A 19282-nucleotide genomic window follows, 5' to 3' on the forward strand; every position below is an offset into this window, starting at 1 on the left:
GGTCGCGTCGTTATACTCGCCGCGGGCGATCAGCGCCCTCCGGACGCCGCCCGGCGGCGGTCCGGATCATATCCATTATCGAGTTGGACGAATAACAATGAAGAAGGCTGTAGGGATCACCGCGGGCGTGGTCGTAGTTCTGGCGGCAGGCTGGCTGGGCGCCACCTGGTACACCGGCAAGCGCATCGAAAGCGAGGCGCCGGCCCAATTGGCGGCCGTCAACAAGGAAATGGCCGATGCCCTGGCCGGCATGGGCTTCACCCTGACCATCCAGCAGCTGGACCACGCGCGCGGCTTCTTCACCAGCCGGGCGCGCTACAGCATCGCACTGGCCAAGGCGCCCGGCGGTCCCGAGGACCTGCCCGAGGGCACGGTCGAAGTCGTCTCCGACATCGAGCACGGCCCGTTCCCCAGGCGCGCCATCGCCGGCGGCCACCTGCTGCCCAAGCTGGCGTTCGTGCACTCCGAGCTGGCCGAGACCGAGAACCTGAAGCCGTTGTTCGAGCTGACCAAGGGCGCCACGCCGCTCTGGGGCGATACCGTGGTGTCATACAACGGCGACAGCGTCGGCACCGCCGGCATTGCGCCGATCGAAATCAGCCGCGAAGACGGCAGCCTGAAGTTCAGCGGCGCGCACGCCGAAGGCCGCTTCGTGCGGGCCTCCAAGAATTCCGTCGGCCATATCGCCATCGGCCAGGTGATCCTCGATGCCAGCAAGGCCGAATCGCCGCTCAAGCTGGACATGGCGGGCCTGAACTTCGACTTCGACACCCGCATGGGCCAGTTCGGATTCGGCATCGGCAGCTCCAACGCCAAGATCGACCGCTTCGGCTTCGAAGACATCGAGACCGGCGCCAAGATCGCCTTGCAGGGGCTGGGCTACACCGTCGCGCTGACCGAGAACGACACGAACATCAATCTCGAGGCGGGCTACCAGGTCGGCCAGATCACCGTCAACGGCAACGATTTCGGCAAAGGCCAGGCCACCCTGAAGATGGAGCGGCTCGACGGCAAGGCCGCCGCCGAGCTGTCCAGGCTGTACCGCGAATTGGTCACCAGCATGAGCGACGACGGCGACGACGTCTCGTTGACCGAGGAACAGCGCCAGCAGGCGCTGCAACAGGTCAAGCAGCTGCTGGCCGGCAACCCGTCGTTGCGCCTGGATCCGCTCGTCTGGCAGACCGGCAAGGGCGAAAGCCGCGTGACGCTGGCGGTCGACCTGGCCAAGCCGGCCGAGGCCGACGCCGCGGCGTCGGCCGCCACCCTGCCCGACACCGTGCGCGAAGCGGTCAAGGCCATCGACCTCAAAGTCACGCTGTCCAAGCCCATGCTGCAGGACCTCATCGCGCAGTACATGCAGGGGCAGGGCCTGGAAGCCCAGGAAGCGGCCAGCGAAGCCAGCGACCAGGTCGGTTCCCTGGCCGGCATGGCGGAAATGCTGAACATCGGCAAGAATGACGGCGACAACATCGTCGGCACCTTCCACTACGCCGACGGCACGGCCAACCTGAATGGCCAGGCCATCCCGGCCGACGAACTGTTCGACAACCTGCTGGGCGGACTGGTTGCCGACGACGCCAGCGAGGCGGACGAGCCCGCCGGCCAGATGCTGGGCGCCGTCGACCCAACGATCATCGGCGGCATCCTGGACGAGACCGGCATCAGCTACGAAACCGATGTGTCGGAAACCGGCATGCCCTTCATCAGGATCGATGCGGCGCACACCGGCGCCAGCAGCGTGCGGGTGGACTTCAACGATTGCGACGAAGCTTCCAGCTGCTCCGACCTGATGCTGCGCGCCGTCGTCGCGTCCGCCCGCCCCATCCCGCTGACCCGGATCAACGACTGGAATACGCGCAACCGCTGGACGCGCGCCTACCTGGAAGACAGCAAGAACGCCGTGCTGGAAATGGACGTGAACGCCTACGGCGGAATCGGCGGCAACGGCGCCAGCTACCTGATCAGCACGTTCCTGACCACCCTGCCGGCGTTCGCCGAAGTCATGACCGCCAAGTGACGCCATGCCATCCCACTTGCTGATGGGATGACTTTTCTCAAAACGCCCGCATGCCCAGCGGGCGTTTTTTTGGGCCTCCTATTACACTGCGCAACGCTCGCAGCCGACCATGCCGGTCAGCTGCATTTCCGTACAGCGCATGGCTCTCCTCAACCTCGTCTCGTCCCTGTTTTCCAGGCAGCAGGTCGCGCCCGCCGGCGCGGGCCGGCAAGGCCCGCCCGGCCAAGCCGGGCAGCCGCGGGCGCCGGCCCTCTCCGAATCCCGCGCCGGTGCCCCCCGCCTGCTGTTCGTGGTCAACAACCCGGCCTACTTCCTGTCTCACCGCCTGCCGCTGGCCCTGGCCGCGCGCCATGCCGGCTACGAGGTACACGTCGCCACCATGGCCGGCGACAGCGTCGCCCACATAGAGGCGCTTGGCCTGGCGCACCATGTGCTGCCCATGACCCGCAGCGGCCGGCACCCCGTGCGCGAACTGCACACGCTGTGGTCGCTGTGGCGCCTGTTCCGTCGCCTGCGGCCCGCCGTGGTCCACCTGGTGACGATCAAGCCGGTGCTCTACGGCGGCATCGCGGCCCGGCTGGCCCGGGTGCCGGGGGCGGTATTCGCCATTTCGGGCCTGGGGTTCACTTTCATCGAGCGCGGCGTCAAGGCCGCCCTGCTGCGGCAAGTCGTGGCGCGCCTGTATCGGCGGGCGCTGAAACACCGCAACAGCCGGGTGGTATTCCAGAACGCCAATGATCGCGACCTGCTGCGCCGCCTGGGCGCGCTGCGCGACGGCCAGGCCGTGATGACTCGCGGCTCGGGCGTGGACTTGTCCGCCTATGCCGCGGTGGCCGAACCGGCCGGCCCTCCAGTCATCGTCCTGATGGCCGCCCGTTTGCTGCGGCACAAGGGTGTGCTGGAATTCGTCGAGGCGGCACGCCTGCTGCGCAGCCGCCAAGTCCCGGTGCGCATGGTGCTGGCCGGCGGCATTGACCCGGACAACCCGGCTTCGGTCGCCCAGTCCGACGTCGATGCCTGGCGGCAAGAGGGGTGCGTCGAGGCGCTGGGTGAACGCAACGACGTAGCCATGCTGTACGCGACCTCGCATATCGCGGTGCTGCCGTCCTATCGCGAGGGCCTGCCGCGCTCGCTGATCGAGGCGGCGGCCTGCGGCCGCGCGGTGGTGACCACCGACGTGCCGGGCTGCCGCGACGCGATCGACCCCGGCCGCACCGGCCTGCTGGTGCCGCCGCGCGACGCCCGGGCGCTGGCGGCGGCAATCGAGCAACTGGCCAGCGACAGCGTGCTTCGGCAGCGGCTGGGAATGGCCGGACGCGAGCTGGCCGAACGCGAGTTCAGCATCGTCGACGCATGCCGCCAGCATCTGGATATCTACCAGGCCCTGACGGCCCCGCAACAGCGCCAGACGCTGCTCCAGCCACAAGAATGATTTGCCGCAAGGCGTCCGTGCGGCCGCCTGGCGCGTAGGCCGCAACCCGGCCTTACACTGCCTGGCATTATCTGTCGCGGTCGATTGCACCGGCCCGGTGCATCCGTACGGCGATGCAGGGCCGTCACCATGGATTTCCTCCCCCTGTTCCACCATCTCGAGGGCCGAACCGTCCTGCTCGTCGGCGGCGGGGATATCGCGCTGCGCAAGGCTCGCCTGCTGCATGCCGCGGGCGCGCGCATCCGCGCCGTCGCGCCGTGCGTACACCCGGAACTGCGCACGCTGGCCGCCGAGCTGCACGAGCGCGGCTACGCCGAGCACGACCTGCTCCACGCAGTCCTGGCGGTCGCCGCCACCGACGACGCCACGCTCAACGCGATGGTATCGGCGCAGGCCCAGGCGCGCGCCGTGCCGGTCAACGTGGTCGACGCGCCCGCCCTGTGCACCGTGCTGTTTCCCGCCATCGTCGACCGCTCTCCCCTGGTCGTGGCCGTCGGCAGCGGCGGCCACGCGCCTATCCTCGCGCGCCTGGTCCGCGCCAAGATCGAAACCTGGCTGCCGGCCCGCTACGGCCAGCTCGCCCAGTTCGCCAGGCACTTCCGCAGCCAGGTCAAGGCGCGCTTGCCCAGCGTGCAGCAGCGGCGCATTTTCTGGGAAGAGGCCTTCCAGGGCCCGGCCGCGGAAGCCGTCTTCGCCGGCCGTCCCGACCAGGCCGGCCGCCTGCTCGAAGCCCGGCTGGCCGGCGCCACCGCGCAGGCACCGGGCGAAGTGTATTGGGTCGATGCCGGTCCGGGCGACCCGGACTTGCTGACTTTCCGCGCGCTGCGCCTGATGCAGCAGGCCGACCTGGTCATGCACGACCGCACGGTGCCGGCGGCCATCGTCGATCTGTGCCGCCGCGACGCGGACCGCATCGCCATCGATCCGCAAGCCGATCCGGCAACCGTCGGCCGGCTCGCCGAGCTGGCCCGGCAAGGCAAGCGGGCCTTGCGCCTGGCCGCCGGCAATACCCCGGCCGCCCGCCGCCACGCAGCGCGCGATGCACTGGCCTCCCTGGGCGTGCCCTGCCAGATGGTGCCCGGCATCGAAGCCGCGCCGCCGCCCCGCCCGGCGCCAGCCTAACCTCGCGCCCATCCGGCGTCCGAATCCGCAGCATTCCACCATGCAACTCCACCGCGTACATCACCAGATCCTTCGCAGCCACCACCTGTTCGAGCCGCTCAGCGAGGCGCAGCTCGATACCCTCCTGCAAACCGCGCGGCTGGTCAACGTCGACAAGGGCGCCAAGCTGTTCCACCAGGGCGAGCCCGCCCACGCGTTCTATTTCGTGATCTCCGGCACGGTCAAGATCTACCGCCTGACGCCGGACGGCCAGGAAAAGGTGTTCGAGGTCATAGGCAGCCGCCAGACATTCGCCGAAGCCATGATGCTCATGGACACCCCGGACTACGTCGCCTCCGCGCAGGCCATCGCGCCGTCGCAGCTCTACCGGTTCTCGAACAGCACCTACATGGAACTGCTGCAGAACAACAGCAAGCTCACGTTCGCGCTGCTGGCCAAGCTGTGCATCCGCCTGCACCAGCGCATCAACGAGATCGAAACACTGTCGCTCAAGAACGCCACGCACCGCGTGGTGCGGTATCTGCTGACGCAACTGGCGCGCCGCCCCGGCTCCACCAGCTTCGAACTGCCCATGGCCAAGCGGCTGGTGGCCGGGCATTTGTCCATCCAGCCCGAGACCTTCTCGCGCATCATCCGCCACCTGATCGACGAAGGCATCATCGCCCAGCAAGGCAATCACATCTCGGTCCTCAACAGCCAGCGCCTGGAACAGTTCGAATAGGCCGCCCTCCGCCCATGCCACACTGCCTGTACTGCCAACAGCAAGCGCCCGCCGACGCAACGGCATGCGATCACTGCGGCATGCCGCTGCCCACCCAGGCCGAGCGCGCCCGCCAGCGGCGCCTGCGGCGCTTTCAGGGGTTCTGCGTGGGCCTCACCCTGTTCTGCGTGCTGATGATCTACTGGCTGCCGCGCACGCTTCAATAGCGCGCGGCCTCAGGAACGGGTCAACAGGCGATAGAGCTGCGGCAGGCGAAACGGCAGTTGGCCGGGCTGGCGTATCAGGGTGAAGCCGTTCGCACCGAACATGTAAGGCAGATAATCGCCGGCTTCCCGGTCGATCGTGATGCAGAACGGCAGCAGCCCTTCGCGACGCGCCTCGATGACCGCCTGGCGGGTATCCTCCACCCCGTATCGTCCTTCGTAGCGGTCCAGGTCATTGGGCTTGCCGTCCGTCACCAGCAACAACAGTCGGCGCCGGCGCTTGCTGGCGGCGAGCAGGCGCGTGGCCTGGCGGATCGCCGCGCCCATGCGCGTGTAATAGCCGGGCCGCAGCGACTGGATGCGTCCGCGCGTGGCGTCGTCATAACGCTGCTGGAACGTCTTCAGCTCCAGCATGCGCACCTGCTCGCGGCGCAACGACGAAAACCCATACAGCGCGAACTGGTCGCCCACGGCCGACAGCGCCTCGCCAAACAACAGCAGGCTGTCGCCGATGACATCGATGACCCGATGCGCGTCGTCCAGGTGCGCGTCGGTGGACATGGACAGATCGGCCAGCAGCAGGCAGGCCAGGTCTCGTCGCGCCTGGCGGCGTTCCATATACCAGCCCCGCTCGACGCAGCGCCCGTGCTGGCGCTCGACCTGGAAATCGAGCCAGGCCTGCATATCGAGTTCGGTGCCGGACTGCTGCGCGCGCAGCCAATGGCGGTCGCTGCGCAAGTGTTCGAACTGGCGCCGCAGGCGGCGCGCCAGCGGCCCCAAGTGCTGCGGCAACGGCTGCGGCTCGCAGCGGCGCGGCCGCAGCATGTGCAACTGCACGAAGTTCGGCTGCAGGCGCTGGCGGCGATAATCCCATTCCGGCAGGGCGGCCGCCGCGCCCAGCGGCACGTCGTCGGATTCGGCCGGCGGCAGGTCCAGATCGAGCTTGAGCCCGCCCCCGCGCCGCATCCGCGTGCGCGACAAGGCGAGCTCATCCAGGTCTTGCGCCACCCGGCCCGCGTCCGGGTTGTCGGCGTCGTCGCCGCAGCGGTCCAGGTCGACGTGCTCGGACCAGCTGAACAGGCTCTCGAGCCGGAACAGCAACAGCCCTCCCTTGCCAGTACGATCCTCGACGCGGCCGGCCCGCTTGCGCGCGACCTTGGCGTCCGGGGCGCCGGATTGCGCCGTCTCTTCTTCGTCGGCGAACTGGGCCTTCTGCGGCGCCCCGAGGAATTCCGGCGGGTACAGCCACAGGGGCAGCGGCCATGGCGCCCGCTCGCTGCGCGGGAAGTGCTCGACGCTGCCGGGCATGGCCAATGCCTGGCGCAAGGCCCGCTCCAGCGCCGCTTCGTCGCGCCCCAGGCGGGCCGGATCGGGTCGTTGCCGCAGATGCGCCTCGACCAGGCGCTGGTAGCGCGGCCGCAAGGCCGGATAATGCTGCAACAATGCCACCGTCCAGCGCTGGTTGTCCCGCCCCCAGTGACGCATGCCACGCGATTGGGCGGCAAGCAGCGCCAGCCAGCGGTACAACTCCGCGTTCAGGCCCGCTTCGGGGTACACCGCCAACTGCGGCGGCAGGCGCAGGCTGTCGGCATCGCACCAGGCCACCGACATGCCATGGCCGGCCCCCGCCACCCGTTCCAGCACGCTGCGACGCAGCGGCAGGTTGCGCGTGCCCGCGGCCTCCACGCCAATCCCCCCGCTGCCCCCCATGGCGCGGAACAACACGGCCAGGGAGCGCCGCAGGTCGTCGAGCGCGACCCGCGCATCGGGAAAATCATGGCTGGCCTGGCGGGTAATGAACCGATGCCAGATGCCGCCCACCCATTCTTCTGGTTCGAAAGCCAAGACAGCCTCGTCGTACGCATTGGAAAACGCCCGCGCGGCGGCGCCCGCAAAGCAAGACGGCCCGCTTCGATGCAGCGGGCCGTCCGGGTGCGGGCAGGCCGCGTCAGGCCTGGGCCGTCAGGGCTGGCTGCCCTGCCCCGCCCCGCTGGCGGAAGCTGAGCAGGTAGCAGACCAGGCCGATCAGGAAGAACACGCCGGACCCGAGCCGCAGCCAGAAGAACAGGGACAACTGCTCCATGGTGTTCATGAAGGACATCGCGGTCGCGTCATCAGGCAGACGCTGCAGCCACACCTGCACGATCCCGGCCGCGGTCAACAGCAGGGTGATCGCGAACATCGACAAGGTCATCAGCCAGAACCCCCAGATCTCCACCCGCTGCGCGGCGGGGCTGGGCGCCTCTCCCAGGCCGCGCAGGCGCGGCATGGCGTACGAGATCATGGTCATGACGATCATGGCGTAGGCGCCGTAGAAGGCCAGGTGGCCGTGCGCCGCGGTGAGCTGGGTGCCGTGGGTGTAGTAGTTCACCGGCGCCAGGGTATGGATGAAGCCCCACACGCCGGCCCCAAGGAAGGCGGTGACCGTGGTGCCGACCGCCCAGTACGAGGCCGCCCGGTTCGGATGCTGGCGCCGGCGCCGGTTCACCATGTTCCAGGCGAACAGCACCATGGCAAGGAACGGCAGCGGCTCCAGCGCCGAGAACACCGAACCCAGCCACAGCCAGATGCCGGGCGTGCCGATCCAGAAGTAGTGGTGGCCGGTGCCGAGGATGCCGGTGATCAGCGCCATGCCGATGATGACGTAGAGCCATTTCTCGACCACCTCGCGGTCCACCCCGGTGATCTTGATGAGCACGAAGGCCAGCATGGAACCCATGATGAGTTCCCACACGCCCTCGACCCACAGGTGCACCACCCACCACCAGTAGAACTTGTCGCGCGACAGGTTCTCCGGGTTGTAGAACGAGAACAGGAACAGCACCGCGAGGCCGATCAAGCCGGTCATCATGACCATGCTGATGGCGGTCTTGCGGCCCTTCAGCAGGGTCATGCCGATGTTGTACAGGAAGCCGAGCGCCACCACCACGATACCCGCCTTGGTGATGGTGGGCTGCTCGAGGAACTCGCGCCCCATGGTGGGAAGCAGGTCGTTGCCGGTCATCCGGGCCAGCCCGGCGTAGGGCACCAGCAGGTAGCCGAGGATGGTCAGCACCCCGGCGATGGCGAAGATCCAGAACAGCGCCAGCGCCAGCCTGGGGCTGTGCAGTTCGCGGTCCGCCTCCTCGGGAATCAGGTAGTAGGCCGCGCCCATGAAGCCGAACAGCAGCCAGACGATGAGCAGGTTGGTGTGCACCATGCGGGCGACGTTGAACGGGATCAGCGGAAACAGGAAATCGCCCACCAGGTACTGCACGCCCATGATCAGGCCGAACAGGACCTGGCCCACGAACAGGATCAGGGCGAATATGAAATAGGGTTTCGCCACGGCCTGCGAGGCGAATTTGAGATGCGGATTCACGGTGGTCATGGCTCAGCCCTCACGGTTCGGAGGCCAGTTGAAGTTGTTGATCTTCGAAGTCCATTCGAGGAATTCGGCCACGTCGTCCACTTCCTGCTTGGTGAGGTTGAACTGCGGCATGGCGCGGCGGCCGGGAATGCCCAGCGGCTGCGCGCCCATCCAGGCGTGCAGGAATGAGTTGAAATCCGCCTCGCCGCCGCGGCGCTCGAACACGTTGCCCAGTTCCGGCGCGAAGTACGCGCCTTCGCCGAGCAGCGTGTGACAGCCAACGCAGTTGTTCTGCTCCCAGACCAGCTTGCCGCGCACGACAGCCTCGGTCATCTGGGACTCGTTGGTGAGCTGGGGTATTTGTTTTTCGGTATGGAAGGCCAGGGCCAGGAATATCAGGATGAAGAACACGCTTCCCCCGAAATAGATGTTCCTGGCCATGCCTTTGGTGAAGGTTTCCGGCATGATCGCCCCTCTTGGCTTAAGGTGGGCATCATTCTAGAAAGCCGGCCTACGCGGCCCGCTTGACTGCAATCAAGAAAGAAAAGTTGTCGGCTGCGCCCCCTTGCCGGGGCATCAGCGACCAGCTACGACATTGATCAGCAGCAGGCCGGCGGCCATGGCAACGGGCCAGGCCAGCATCAGCAGCCGCCACGCGCGCGGCGCGTGGCGCAGTTCCATGAAGCCATCGATGATCAGCCAGGCCTTGGCGACGGCCAGCGCGACGACCACGGCGCCGGCGCCCGCGGCCCAGCCCAGCCCTGCCGCCCGCACGGTAGCCACGGACAGTACCGCGAGGCCCAGCCAGAAGCACAGGAGCGCTTTGATTTCGGACATGCTTCAGCCCAGCAGATAGACCACGGGAAACAACAGCACCCAGACCAGGTCGACCATGTGCCAATAGAGCACCCCCGATTCCAGGCCCGCGCACCGGCCTGGCCCGTAGCGGCGCGCCCGGCAGCGCACGGCCATCCAGGCCAGGATCACCATGCCCAGCAGCACGTGCAGGAAGTGAAACCCGGTCAGCACCCAATACAGCGTGAAGAAGGTATCATGCTCCAGGCCCAGGCCCAGCGCCCCCAGGTGGCGATACTCGGCCAGCTTCAGGCCCACATACACGCACGCCGACACCAGGGCGGCCGCCAGCAGGCGCGTCCCGCCGCGCCGGTCTTCTCGCACCCGCGCCAGCGCCATGGCGGCGAACAGCCCGCCGGTCAGCAGGCTGAGCGTCAGCGCCAGCCCCGTGGAAGCGTCCAGCACCGCGCGCCCGGCCTGGAACAGCGCCGGCTGCAAGGCCTGGGCCACGGCGAAGGCGAGGATCAGGATGCCGAACACGGTCAGCTCGGCCAGGATGAAGAACCACATCGCCAGGTCGCCGGCCAGGCGCCGGCCGGCCGCCGCCGGCCCTTCAGCCGAAATGGACATCCACCACTTCCATCAAGGCGGCGACCGTCTGCGGATCGTCGGTCAGCGGTTCGGCCAGGCAGGCCAGGCAGGCGTCGCGCGGCGCCATGCCGCTGCGGATCATGCGCGCGGTGAAGATCAGCAGCCGCGTCGAGGCGACCTCTTCGAGGTCATGGTTCTCGAGCCGGCGCAACGCCTGCCCCAGCCCGACCACGCGAGCCGCCAGCTCGGCATCGACCTGCGCCTCGGCGGCGACGATGCGGCGTTCCTCGGCGGGCGGCGGATAGCCGAACCGCAAGGCCACGAAGCGCTGCCGCGTGCTCGGCTTCATGCCCTTGAGCAGGTTCTGGTAGCCAGGGTTGTAGGACACCACCAGCATGAATCCGGGCGGCGCGCGTAGGGTTTCCCCGGTGCGCTCGATATACAGTTCGCGGCGGTCGTCGGCCAGCGGATGCAGCACCACGGCGGTGTCCTGCCGGGCTTCGACGACCTCGTCCAGATAGCAGACGCCGCCTTCCCGCACGGCGCGTGTCAGCGGCCCGTCCTGCCACCAGGTGCCGGCGGCGCCGATCAGGTGCCGACCCACCAGGTCGGTAGCGCTCAGGTCGTCATGGCAGGCCACGGTGTAGAGCGGCAGCCTGAGGACATGAGCCATGTACTGGACGAAGCGGGTCTTGCCGCAACCCGTCGGCCCCTTTATCAGTACCGGCATGCCGTGCCGCCATGCCTGCTCGAACAGCGCGGCCTCGTTGCCCAGCGGTTGATAGAAGGGTGCGTCGGATGCACCCGGCGCACCCAGGTGGGCCGCAGGCGAATTCATGCCTAGTCCTTGTTCAAACAGATGGTCAGCGGACATTACCTGCAACGATGTAGCGCGCTCAAGCTGCCCATCGAAGCCCATTGACTGCAGTCAACACCACGCCATGCCGCTTGATTGTCGTCAATCACAACGGGAAGGGCCTTTCAGTACGATCCGGCCAGAGATGCGCAACCCAAGACCATCCACAGAGCCGTGACCCGGGGCGGCCAGAAACCGCTCCTTTAGGAGAAGTACCGATGAGAAATCCTCGCAAAACCTTGCTGGCCGGAGCCATCGCCAGTCTCTCGCTGCTAGGCATCGCGGGTGCCTATGCCAACAACGCCCCCGCCATGACGGACGACGAAAAGGAGGTCGCGAAGCAGATCTACTTCGAACGCTGTGCGGGCTGTCATGGCGTCCTGCGCAAGGGCGCCACCGGCAAGAATCTCGAACCCCACTGGACCCAGACCCAGGCCGACGGCTCCAAGCTCGAGGGCGGCACCCTGCAGCTCGGCACCAAGCGGCTGGAAAACATCATCGCCTATGGCACCGAAGGCGGGATGGTCAACTACGACGACATCCTGACCGAACAGGAAGTCAACCTGATGGCGCGCTACATCCAGCAGACGCCCGACGTGCCGCCCGAGTTCTCCCTGCAGGACATGAAAGAAAGCTGGAAGCTGCTCGTTCCGGTTTCCGAGCGTCCGAAGAAGCAGATGAACAAGGTCAACCTGAAGAACGTCTTCGCCATCACGCTGCGCGACGCCGGCAAGCTGGCCCTGGTCGACGGCGACAACCACAAGATCTGGAAGATCCTCGACACCGGCTACGCGGTGCACATCTCGCGCCTGTCCGCCTCCGGCCGCTATGTCTATACCGTGGGCCGCGACGGCCTGACCACCATCATCGACATGTGGTTCGAGGAACCCACCACGGTGGCTACCGTGCGCCTGGGTTCCGATGCCCGTTCGGTGGACGTCTCCAAGTTCAAGGGCTACGAAGACAAGTACCTGATCGGCGGCACCTACTGGCCGCCCCAGTACTCCATCATGGACGGCGAAACGCTCGAACCCATCAAGATCGTCTCGACCCGCGGGCAGACGGTCGACGGCGACTACCATCCCGAGCCGCGCGTGGCCTCCATCGTCGCCTCGCTGCAAAAGCCCGAATGGGTGGTCAACGTGAAGGAAACCGGCCAGATCCTGCTGGTGGACTACACCGACCTGAAGAACCTGAAGACCACCACGATCGAGTCCGCCAAGTTCCTGCACGACGGCGGCTGGGACGCATCCGGACGCTACTTCATGGTGGCCGCCAATGCGTCGAACAAGGTCGCCGTGGCCGACACCAAGACCGGCAAGCTGGCGGCCCTGGTCGACACCGCCAAGATTCCCCACCCCGGCCGCGGCGCCAACTTCGTCCACAAGCAGTTCGGCCCCGTCTGGGCCACCGGCCACCTGGGCGACGACGTGGTATCGCTGATCTCCACCGCGTCCGACAAGCCCGAGCACGCCAAGTTCAAGGAACATAACTGGAAGGTCGTGCAGGAACTGAAGATGCCGGGCGCGGGCAACCTGTTCGTCAAGACCCACCCCAAGTCCAAGCACTTCTGGGCCGACGCTCCCATGAACCCGGAGCGCGAAGTCGCCGAATCCGTCTACGTGTTCAATCTCGACGACCTGTCCAAGCCACCTACCCGCCTGGACGTCGCCAAGGATTCCGGCCTGCCGGAGAGCAAGGCGATCCGCCGCGCCGTCCAGCCGGAGTACAACCAGGCCGGCGACGAGGTCTGGATCTCGCTGTGGGGCGGCAAGGCCGACCAGTCCGCCATCGTCATCTATGACGACAAGACCCTGAAGCTCAAGCGGGTCATCACCGACCCGGCCGTGGTTACCCCCACCGGCAAGTTCAACGTCTTCAACACCATGAACGACGTCTACTAACCCCTGCCGTTCCCCACCACCCGGCGGTTCCCGCGCATCCCTGCGGGAACCGCCAATCAAATCATGACACACCAAGACGGCAAGAAAGGTTTCATCGCCACCCTTCGGCGCCCAAGCGCAAAGTATTCGCTGGGCGCCCTTCTACTGGCGGGCATATTGCTCGGCGTCTTCCTCTGGGGCGGGTTCAATACCGCCCTCGAAGCCACCAACACCGAGGCGTTCTGCCTGTCGTGCCACGAAATGCGCGACAACGTCTATCCGGAGTACCAGGAGACCATCCACTACAAGAACCGCACCGGCGTGCGGGCCACCTGCCCCGATTGCCATGTCCCCAAGGACTGGACCTACAAGATGATACGCAAGGTCCAGGCGTCGCGGGAACTGTGGGGCAAGCTGGTGGGTTCCATCGACACGCGCGAGAAATTCGAAGCCAAGCGGCTGACGCTGGCGCGTAGCGAATGGAAGCGCATGAAAGCCTCCGATTCGCGCGAATGCCGCAATTGCCACAGCCTCGAAAGCATGAAGAGCGAGGCCCAGCAGCAGCGCGCGCGCAAGCAGCATGAAATGGCCCTCGAGGACGACATGACCTGCATCGACTGCCACAAGGGTATCGCGCACCACAAGCCGCAAGGCATGACCGAAGAAGACGAAGAGTAGCGGCGGCGCTGCTCCGTCCGCATCACCCAAAGGAAACCCGACATGAAAAAGACCGTCCTGCTCGGCACTCTTGCCGCCGCGTTCAGCCTGTCCACCGGCGCCGCGCTGGCCGCCGCGCCTTCCGACTGGAACGCCGTCAAGGCAACCGAGATCACCCTGTTCTATCCCGGCGTCTCGCCGGTCGAATGGATCACCAAGGGCACCGAGCACGGCGGCGCCAGGGCGCTCAAGAAGGGCGAGACCTGCCTCGACTGCCATTCCGAGGAAGTCGCCAAGATGGGCCAGTTGCTGGTCAGCGGCGAGAAGATCGAGCCGGCCCCCATTCCCGGCAAGGCGCCCTACATCAACGTGAAAGTGCAGGCGGCCCACGATGGCGAGCATCTCTACCTGCGTTTCAGCTGGACGCAGCCGAAATCTTCCGGCGCGCCCGCAATGGACGCCGACAACCCGGTCAAGCTCACTTATCTGCTCGAAGCAGGGTCCAAGGTCGAGCTCGCCGAGCTGGGCGGCTGCTGGGGCGCCTGCCACGGCGACGCCCGCACCATGCCGGGCGCGAGCGACGGCAGGACCAAGTACGTGAAAGGCGCGTCGCTGGCCGATGGCGTCTACTACGACCTGAATCAATGGCGCAGCGGCGAGAACAAGGGCTACGATGGCCATATCGCCGGCGAACGCGTGATGGAAGGCGGCCAGGCGCTGGTCAGCGCCGCCGGCACGCGCGACGGCGACACCTGGACGGTGCAGTTCGTCCGCAAGCTCACCGGCGGCGAAGGCGACGTCGCGCTCGAAACCGGCAAGACGTACAACTTCGGCGTGGCCCTCCACGACGACAGCAGCATCGGGCGCTTCCATCACGTGTCGCTCGGCTATCACCTGGGTATCGACGCGGCGGCGGACATCACCGCCGCGCGCCAGTAACGGGCAGCCCGCAGGTGTCCCGTCGCGCCATGGCACGAATCCCCCGCATCGCACGGATCCTGTCCGGCGTACTGGCGTGCTGCATGCCATTCGCCATGGTCCAGGCCGACCCGGGCAAGCTGCGCCAGGGGCAACTCGAACACCTGCTGCGGCAGGACTGCGGTTCGTGCCATGGGCTGCGCATGACAGGCGGCCTGGGCCCGCCCCTGACGCGCCAGGCGCTGGCCGGTAAGCCGCGTGAACTGCTGATCGCCACCATCGCCCTGGGCCGCCCGGGCACCGCCATGCCCAATTGGGACGCGTTGCTCGACGAACAGGATATCGCCTGGCTGGCCGACAGGCTTCTGCAAGGATACCCCCCACCATGATGCGTCCGCTGTTGCTGTTGTGTACCGTGCTGCTCGCCGCCTGCGCGCAGCAGCCGCCGCTGCGCGGCGGCGGCGACCTGGGGGTAGTCATCGAACGCGCCGACGGCAGCCTGCAGATCGTCGACACCACGACGCGATCGAGCCTGGCCCGCGTGCAAGGCCTGGGCGACCTCTCGCACGCCTCGGTGGTGTTCTCGCGCGACCAGCGCTATGCGTACGTCTTCGGCCGCGACGGCGGGCTGACCAAGGTCGACCTGCTGGCCCGGCGCATCGACAAGCGCGTCGTCCAGGGAGGCAACAGCATAGGCGGCGCCATCAGCCAGGACGGCACCCTGATCGCCGTGGGCAACTACGAACCCGGCGGCGTGAAAGTATTCGATGCGCGCACCCTGGACCTGGTTGCCGATATTCCCGCCACCCCGCTGGCCGATGGCGAGCGCCGTTCGCGGGTGGTGGGCGTGGTCGACGCCCCGGGGCAGCGGTTCGTGTACAGCCTGTTCGATACGGGCGAGATCTGGGTGGCGGATTTCAGCCAGGGCCCGCAGCCGGTCATCAGCCGCTACACCGGCATCGGCAACCAGCCATACGACGCACTGCTGACGCCGGACGGCCGCTACTACATGGCGGGCCTGTTCGGCGAGGACGGCATGGCCCAGCTCGACCTCTGGCACCCCGAGCGCGGCGTCAAGCGTGTGCTCGATCACTACGGCCGCGGCGGCCGCAAGCTGCCGGTGTACAAGATGCCGCACCTGGAAGGCTGGACGGTGGCCGGCGAACGCACGTTCGTCCCGGCCGTGGGCCGGCACCAGGTGCTGGTCATGGATTCGCGCAGCTGGCGACAAGCCGCCGCCATCGACGTCGCCGGGCAGCCCGTGTTCGTCATGGCGCGCCCCGACACGCGCCAGGTATGGGTGAACTTCGCCTACCCGGACAACCACCTGGTGCAGGTCATCGACACCGAAACCCTGCGGGTCGTGGCCACGCTCGAACCGGGGCCCGCGGTACTGCACATGGAATTCACCGCCCGCGGCGACCAGCTCTGGCTTTCCGTGCGCGACGGCGATGAAGTCCAGGTATGGGACCCCTACCGCCTGGAACGCATCGGCCGCCTGCCGGCGCCCAGCCCGAGCGGCATCTTCTTCAGCAGCCGCGCACATGCAACGGGGCTGTAGCGTGTCGCTCGACGAATTCAGCCTGCGGGTGCTCAACCAGTACCAGCACGGCATGCCGCTGTGCGCGCGCCCGTACCAGGCAATGGCGGAAACCCTGGGCTGCAGCGAAGAGCGGTTGCTGGACTGCCTGCGCGCCCTGCGGCAGCAAGGGGTATTGAACCGGGCCGGGCCGGTTTTCGAACACCGCCGCGCCGGCGCGAGCACCTTGGCGGCGCTGGCGGTCGGCGACGACCAACTCGACAGCGTGGCAGCCGCAATCAGCCGCTATCCGGAGGTCAACCACAACTACGTACGCGATCACCACTACAACTTGTGGTTCGTGCTGACCGCTCCGAACCGCGCCCGGATCGACAGCATCCTGGCCGAGATCACGGCCGATACCGGCCAGGAGCCGCTTGACCTGCCCATGCGCCGCGCGTACCGCATCGATCTCGGCTTCTCGCTCGGCCCGCCAGCATGAACCCCTTCTTGACGCCCGAACAGAAACAGCAGTTGCGCCGGCTGATCGAGCCCGGCCTGCCGCTGACCGAGCGCCCGTATCAGCAGCTGGCCGAACGGCTGGGCGCGAGCGAACACGCCGTGCTGGCCCAGATGCGCCGATGGCACGACGCCGGCCTGTTCCGGCGCGTCGGGCTGGTGGTCAACCACCGTGCGCTGGGTTTTCTCGCCAACGCCATGCTGGTGCTCGATGTGCCCGACGACCGGGTCGACGCGGCCGGGCGGCTGCTGGGCCAGGCGCCCGGCGTGAATCTTTGCTATCAGCGGCCGCGCCGTCCGCCTCGGTGGCGCTACAACCTGTTCTGCATGGTGCACGGCCGCCAGCAGGCCGAGGTGCGGCGGCACATCGAGCGCCTGCTGCGCGACCTGGACCTGGCAGACCTGCCGCACGAGCTGTTGTTCAGCACGCGCGCCTTCAAGCAGTGTGGCGGCCGCTACGCGCCCGCCGGCGGGCACCGCCATGGATGAGCTCGGCCGGCGCCTGCTCGACCGCCTGCAGCACGGCATGCCGCTGGTCCGCCGTCCATGGGAGGCGCTGGCGGCGGAACTCGGCGCCAGGCCAGCCGAGCTGCGGGCGCGCGTAGAGGCCTGGCTGGCGGACGGCACCCTGACGCGGTTCGGCCCCATGTTCGACATCGAACGCCTGGGCGGCGCATTCACCCTGGCGGCCTTGTGCGTGCCGCCCTCGCGGGTCGATGAAGTGGCGGCCATGCTGGCCGCCATGCCGGAAGTCGCGCACAACTACCAGCGCGAGCACGTCTGGAACATGTGGTTCGTGCTGGCCTGCGCCTCGTCGCGCGATGTTGCCGCCACGATCGAACGCATCGAGCGGAGCACGGGGCTGAAAGTCCTCAATCTGCCCAAAGAACAGACTTACCATGTCGGCCTGCATTTCCCCGTCTGACGCCTCGCTGGCCAAGCGGCTGATCCAGCTCACCCAGGCCGGCCTGCCGCTGGTGGACGACCCATGGGCCTGGCTGGGCAGCCGCCTGGGCCTGACGCCGGGCGCCACGCTCGCCCTGTTGCAACGCCTGCAGGCCGACGGCGTCATCCGCCGCATTGCCGCCGTGCCCAACCATTACCGCCTGGGCTATCGTCAGAATGGCATGACCGTCTGGGACGTCGACGACGAAAAGATCGACCGCCTCGGCCCGCAGGTAGGCGCACTGCCGTTCGTCAGCCATTGCTATCGGCGCCCGCGGCGCCACGGCTGGCGCTACAACCTGTTCGCCATGGTGCACGGCCGCAGCGCCAGTGAAATCGAAGATTACCGAGGACGCATCCGGACACTGCTCGGGCGCGCCAGCCTGGCCGACGACATGCTGGTCAGCACCCGCATCCTGAAGAAAACCGGCCTGCGCCTGCCGCATGCGGACTAGCGCGACTTCCGTGAGTCTTATTGTTCCCTGTCAAGGCATCTGTTTCCGCCCTCCGCCATGCTGCCAACGTGACTGGACCAGGCCGCCGCGCAGGTCCGCCATGTCTAGAGAAACTCCCCAATGTTGAGAATCAGCCACTACCTGCGCGCCCTTGCCCACCCGGACCGCGAGCCGGCGGCCGGCGCCCGCGGCACGCCCGGCCAGCGCCCTCCCGTCGTCATCTGGAACCTGCTGCGGCGCTGCAATCTCACCTGCAAGCACTGCTACGCCACGTCGGCCGACAGCCCGTTCCGCAACGAACTCGGCACCACCGAGGCGCTGCGGGTCATCGACGACCTGCGCGACGCCGGCGTGTGCGTGCTGATCCTCTCCGGCGGCGAGCCTCTGCTGCGGCACGATCTTTTCGAGCTTGCCGCCTACGCGCGCGAACAGGGGTTCTTCGTGGCGCTGTCCAGCAACGGCACCCTGATCGACGCAGACACGATCGAACGCGTCGCGGCAGCCCGGTTCGACTACGTCGGCATCAGCATCGACGGCCTGCAGGACGTCCACGACGCCTGGCGCCAGATGCCCGGAAGCTTCGCCAAGGCGATGCATGCCGTCCAGCTGTGCCGGCAGCACGGCATCCGCGTCGGCCTGCGCACCACGCTGACGCGCGACAACCATCCCCAGCTGCCCGCCATCCTGGATCTCATGCGCGAGCACGACGTGCACAAGTTCTACTTGTCGCACCTGAACTACAGCGGCCGCGGCAGGCGCAGCAGCAAGTTCGACGCCCAGCACCAGATGACGCGGGACGCCATGCACCTGCTGTTCGAACGCGCCTGGGAAGACATACGCGCCGGGCGGGACAGCGATTTCGTCACGGGCAACAACGACGCGGACGCCATACTGCTGCTGCACTGGGTGGAGCGACGCCTGCCGCAGCATCGCGAACAACTCGAGCGCATGCTGCGCGCCTGGGGCGGCAACGCCTCGGGGTGTGGCATCGCGAACATCGACAACACCGGCGACGTGCACCCCGACACCTACTGGTGGCAGCAGCAGGTCGGCAACGTGCGCCGCCAGTCGTTCCGGCAGCTCTGGACCGACCAGCCCGATCCGCTCCTGCGGCAGTTGCGCCGGCACCCCCGGCCGGTGGGCGGCCGCTGCGCCGAATGCCGCTGGCTGCCGATCTGCAACGGCAACACCCGTACCCGCGCCTGGGCCGCGGGCAACCTGTGGGGCGAAGATCCCGGCTGCTATCTCAGCGACGCGGAGATCGGCCGGCAGCCGTCCGCCGTCGCTTCCTAGGCGGCAC

Annotated in this window: 21 protein-coding genes; 15 read left to right on the forward strand and 6 right to left on the reverse strand. The window is 67.5% G+C overall.

The window, feature by feature from the left end:
- The first annotated feature begins 97 nt into the window (after positions 1-97).
- From CAL24_RS19540 to CAL24_RS24450, 5 genes are all read left to right on the forward strand, one after another.
- Positions 98-2017, forward strand: a complete 1920-nt coding sequence (locus CAL24_RS19540; RefSeq protein ID WP_094807656.1) for a DUF945 family protein — start codon at positions 98-100, stop codon at positions 2015-2017.
- A gap of 139 nt (positions 2018-2156) precedes the next feature.
- Positions 2157-3449: a glycosyltransferase family 4 protein gene (locus tag CAL24_RS19545; RefSeq protein WP_081760318.1), complete on the forward strand. Its 1293-nt coding sequence runs from the start codon at positions 2157-2159 to the stop codon at positions 3447-3449.
- Between the two features lie 129 nt (positions 3450-3578).
- Positions 3579-4571: an NAD(P)-dependent oxidoreductase gene (locus CAL24_RS19550; protein WP_094807657.1), complete on the forward strand. Its 993-nt coding sequence runs from the start codon at positions 3579-3581 to the stop codon at positions 4569-4571.
- A 40-nt stretch (positions 4572-4611) separates the two neighbouring features.
- Positions 4612-5292, forward strand: coding sequence for a Crp/Fnr family transcriptional regulator (locus tag CAL24_RS19555; RefSeq protein ID WP_094807658.1), 681 nt, complete (start codon positions 4612-4614; stop codon positions 5290-5292).
- Positions 5293-5372: 80 nt separating this feature from the next.
- Positions 5373-5498 carry a hypothetical protein gene (locus CAL24_RS24450; RefSeq protein ID WP_283162978.1) on the forward strand — a complete coding sequence of 42 codons (126 nt, stop codon included), beginning with the start codon at positions 5373-5375 and terminating at the stop codon, positions 5496-5498.
- A 9-nt stretch (positions 5499-5507) separates the two neighbouring features.
- Here the strand turns inward: CAL24_RS24450 and CAL24_RS19565 are convergent, their stop codons facing one another.
- From CAL24_RS19565 to CAL24_RS19590, 6 genes are all read right to left on the reverse strand, one after another.
- Positions 5508-7340, reverse strand: coding sequence for a VWA domain-containing protein (locus CAL24_RS19565; protein ID WP_094807660.1), 1833 nt, complete (start codon positions 7338-7340; stop codon positions 5508-5510).
- A gap of 103 nt (positions 7341-7443) precedes the next feature.
- Entirely contained in the window at positions 7444-8865 is a 1422-nt protein-coding gene (locus CAL24_RS19570) for a cbb3-type cytochrome c oxidase subunit I (RefSeq protein ID WP_051439229.1), read from the reverse strand.
- A 3-nt stretch (positions 8866-8868) separates the two neighbouring features.
- Positions 8869-9309: a c-type cytochrome gene (locus CAL24_RS19575; RefSeq protein WP_028352682.1), complete on the reverse strand. Its 441-nt coding sequence runs from the start codon at positions 9307-9309 to the stop codon at positions 8869-8871.
- A gap of 111 nt (positions 9310-9420) precedes the next feature.
- Positions 9421-9681: a cytochrome C oxidase subunit IV family protein gene (locus tag CAL24_RS19580; protein WP_028352683.1), complete on the reverse strand. Its 261-nt coding sequence runs from the start codon at positions 9679-9681 to the stop codon at positions 9421-9423.
- A gap of 3 nt (positions 9682-9684) precedes the next feature.
- Positions 9685-10269, reverse strand: a complete 585-nt coding sequence (locus tag CAL24_RS19585) for a cytochrome c oxidase subunit 3 (RefSeq protein WP_094807661.1) — start codon at positions 10267-10269, stop codon at positions 9685-9687.
- Positions 10253-11068: a CbbQ/NirQ/NorQ/GpvN family protein gene (locus CAL24_RS19590; protein WP_028352685.1), complete on the reverse strand. Its 816-nt coding sequence runs from the start codon at positions 11066-11068 to the stop codon at positions 10253-10255. Before CAL24_RS19590 ends, CAL24_RS19585 begins: the two co-directional genes overlap by 17 nt.
- Positions 11069-11304: 236 nt before the next feature.
- On the opposite strand from CAL24_RS19590, the gene CAL24_RS19595 reads away from it, so the two are divergent.
- The 10 genes from CAL24_RS19595 (at position 11305) to nirJ (ending at position 19275) form a co-directional block, all read left to right on the forward strand.
- The gene (locus tag CAL24_RS19595) at positions 11305-12990 is read left to right on the forward strand and encodes a cytochrome D1 domain-containing protein (RefSeq protein WP_028352686.1); all 1686 of its coding nucleotides are present in this window, start codon (positions 11305-11307) and stop codon (positions 12988-12990) included.
- A gap of 63 nt (positions 12991-13053) precedes the next feature.
- The gene (locus CAL24_RS19600) at positions 13054-13647 is read left to right on the forward strand and encodes a NapC/NirT family cytochrome c (protein WP_094807662.1); all 594 of its coding nucleotides are present in this window, start codon (positions 13054-13056) and stop codon (positions 13645-13647) included.
- Positions 13648-13689: 42 nt separating this feature from the next.
- Positions 13690-14565: an ethylbenzene dehydrogenase-related protein gene (locus CAL24_RS19605; protein WP_094807663.1), complete on the forward strand. Its 876-nt coding sequence runs from the start codon at positions 13690-13692 to the stop codon at positions 14563-14565.
- Between the two features lie 29 nt (positions 14566-14594).
- A complete protein-coding gene (locus CAL24_RS19610) occupies positions 14595-14933 on the forward strand; it encodes a c-type cytochrome (RefSeq protein ID WP_170947132.1) in 339 nt (112 codons plus the stop codon).
- Positions 14933-16105 carry a cytochrome D1 domain-containing protein gene (locus CAL24_RS19615; RefSeq protein ID WP_249278607.1) on the forward strand — a complete coding sequence of 391 codons (1173 nt, stop codon included), beginning with the start codon at positions 14933-14935 and terminating at the stop codon, positions 16103-16105. The genes CAL24_RS19610 and CAL24_RS19615 overlap by 1 nt, the downstream gene beginning before the upstream one ends.
- The gene (locus CAL24_RS19620; protein ID WP_051439230.1) at positions 16089-16565 is read left to right on the forward strand and encodes an Lrp/AsnC family transcriptional regulator; all 477 of its coding nucleotides are present in this window, start codon (positions 16089-16091) and stop codon (positions 16563-16565) included. Before CAL24_RS19615 ends, CAL24_RS19620 begins: the two co-directional genes overlap by 17 nt.
- Positions 16562-17071: a siroheme decarboxylase subunit beta gene (gene ahbB, locus CAL24_RS19625; RefSeq protein WP_028352692.1), complete on the forward strand. Its 510-nt coding sequence runs from the start codon at positions 16562-16564 to the stop codon at positions 17069-17071. The genes CAL24_RS19620 and ahbB (CAL24_RS19625) overlap by 4 nt, the downstream gene beginning before the upstream one ends.
- Positions 17064-17507, forward strand: a complete 444-nt coding sequence (locus CAL24_RS19630) for an Lrp/AsnC family transcriptional regulator (protein ID WP_094807857.1) — start codon at positions 17064-17066, stop codon at positions 17505-17507. The genes ahbB (CAL24_RS19625) and CAL24_RS19630 overlap by 8 nt, the downstream gene beginning before the upstream one ends.
- Positions 17482-17982: a siroheme decarboxylase subunit beta gene (gene ahbB, locus CAL24_RS19635; protein WP_028352694.1), complete on the forward strand. Its 501-nt coding sequence runs from the start codon at positions 17482-17484 to the stop codon at positions 17980-17982. Before CAL24_RS19630 ends, ahbB (CAL24_RS19635) begins: the two co-directional genes overlap by 26 nt.
- A 120-nt stretch (positions 17983-18102) precedes the next feature.
- A complete protein-coding gene (gene nirJ / locus CAL24_RS19640) occupies positions 18103-19275 on the forward strand; it encodes a heme d1 biosynthesis radical SAM protein NirJ (RefSeq protein WP_094807665.1) in 1173 nt (390 codons plus the stop codon).
- Positions 19276-19282: the final 7 nt, after the last annotated feature.

Origin of the sequence: Bordetella genomosp. 2 (assembly GCF_002261345.1) — a bacterium.
In the GTDB taxonomy this organism is placed as follows: Bacteria; Pseudomonadota; Gammaproteobacteria; order Burkholderiales; family Burkholderiaceae_B; genus Bordetella_A.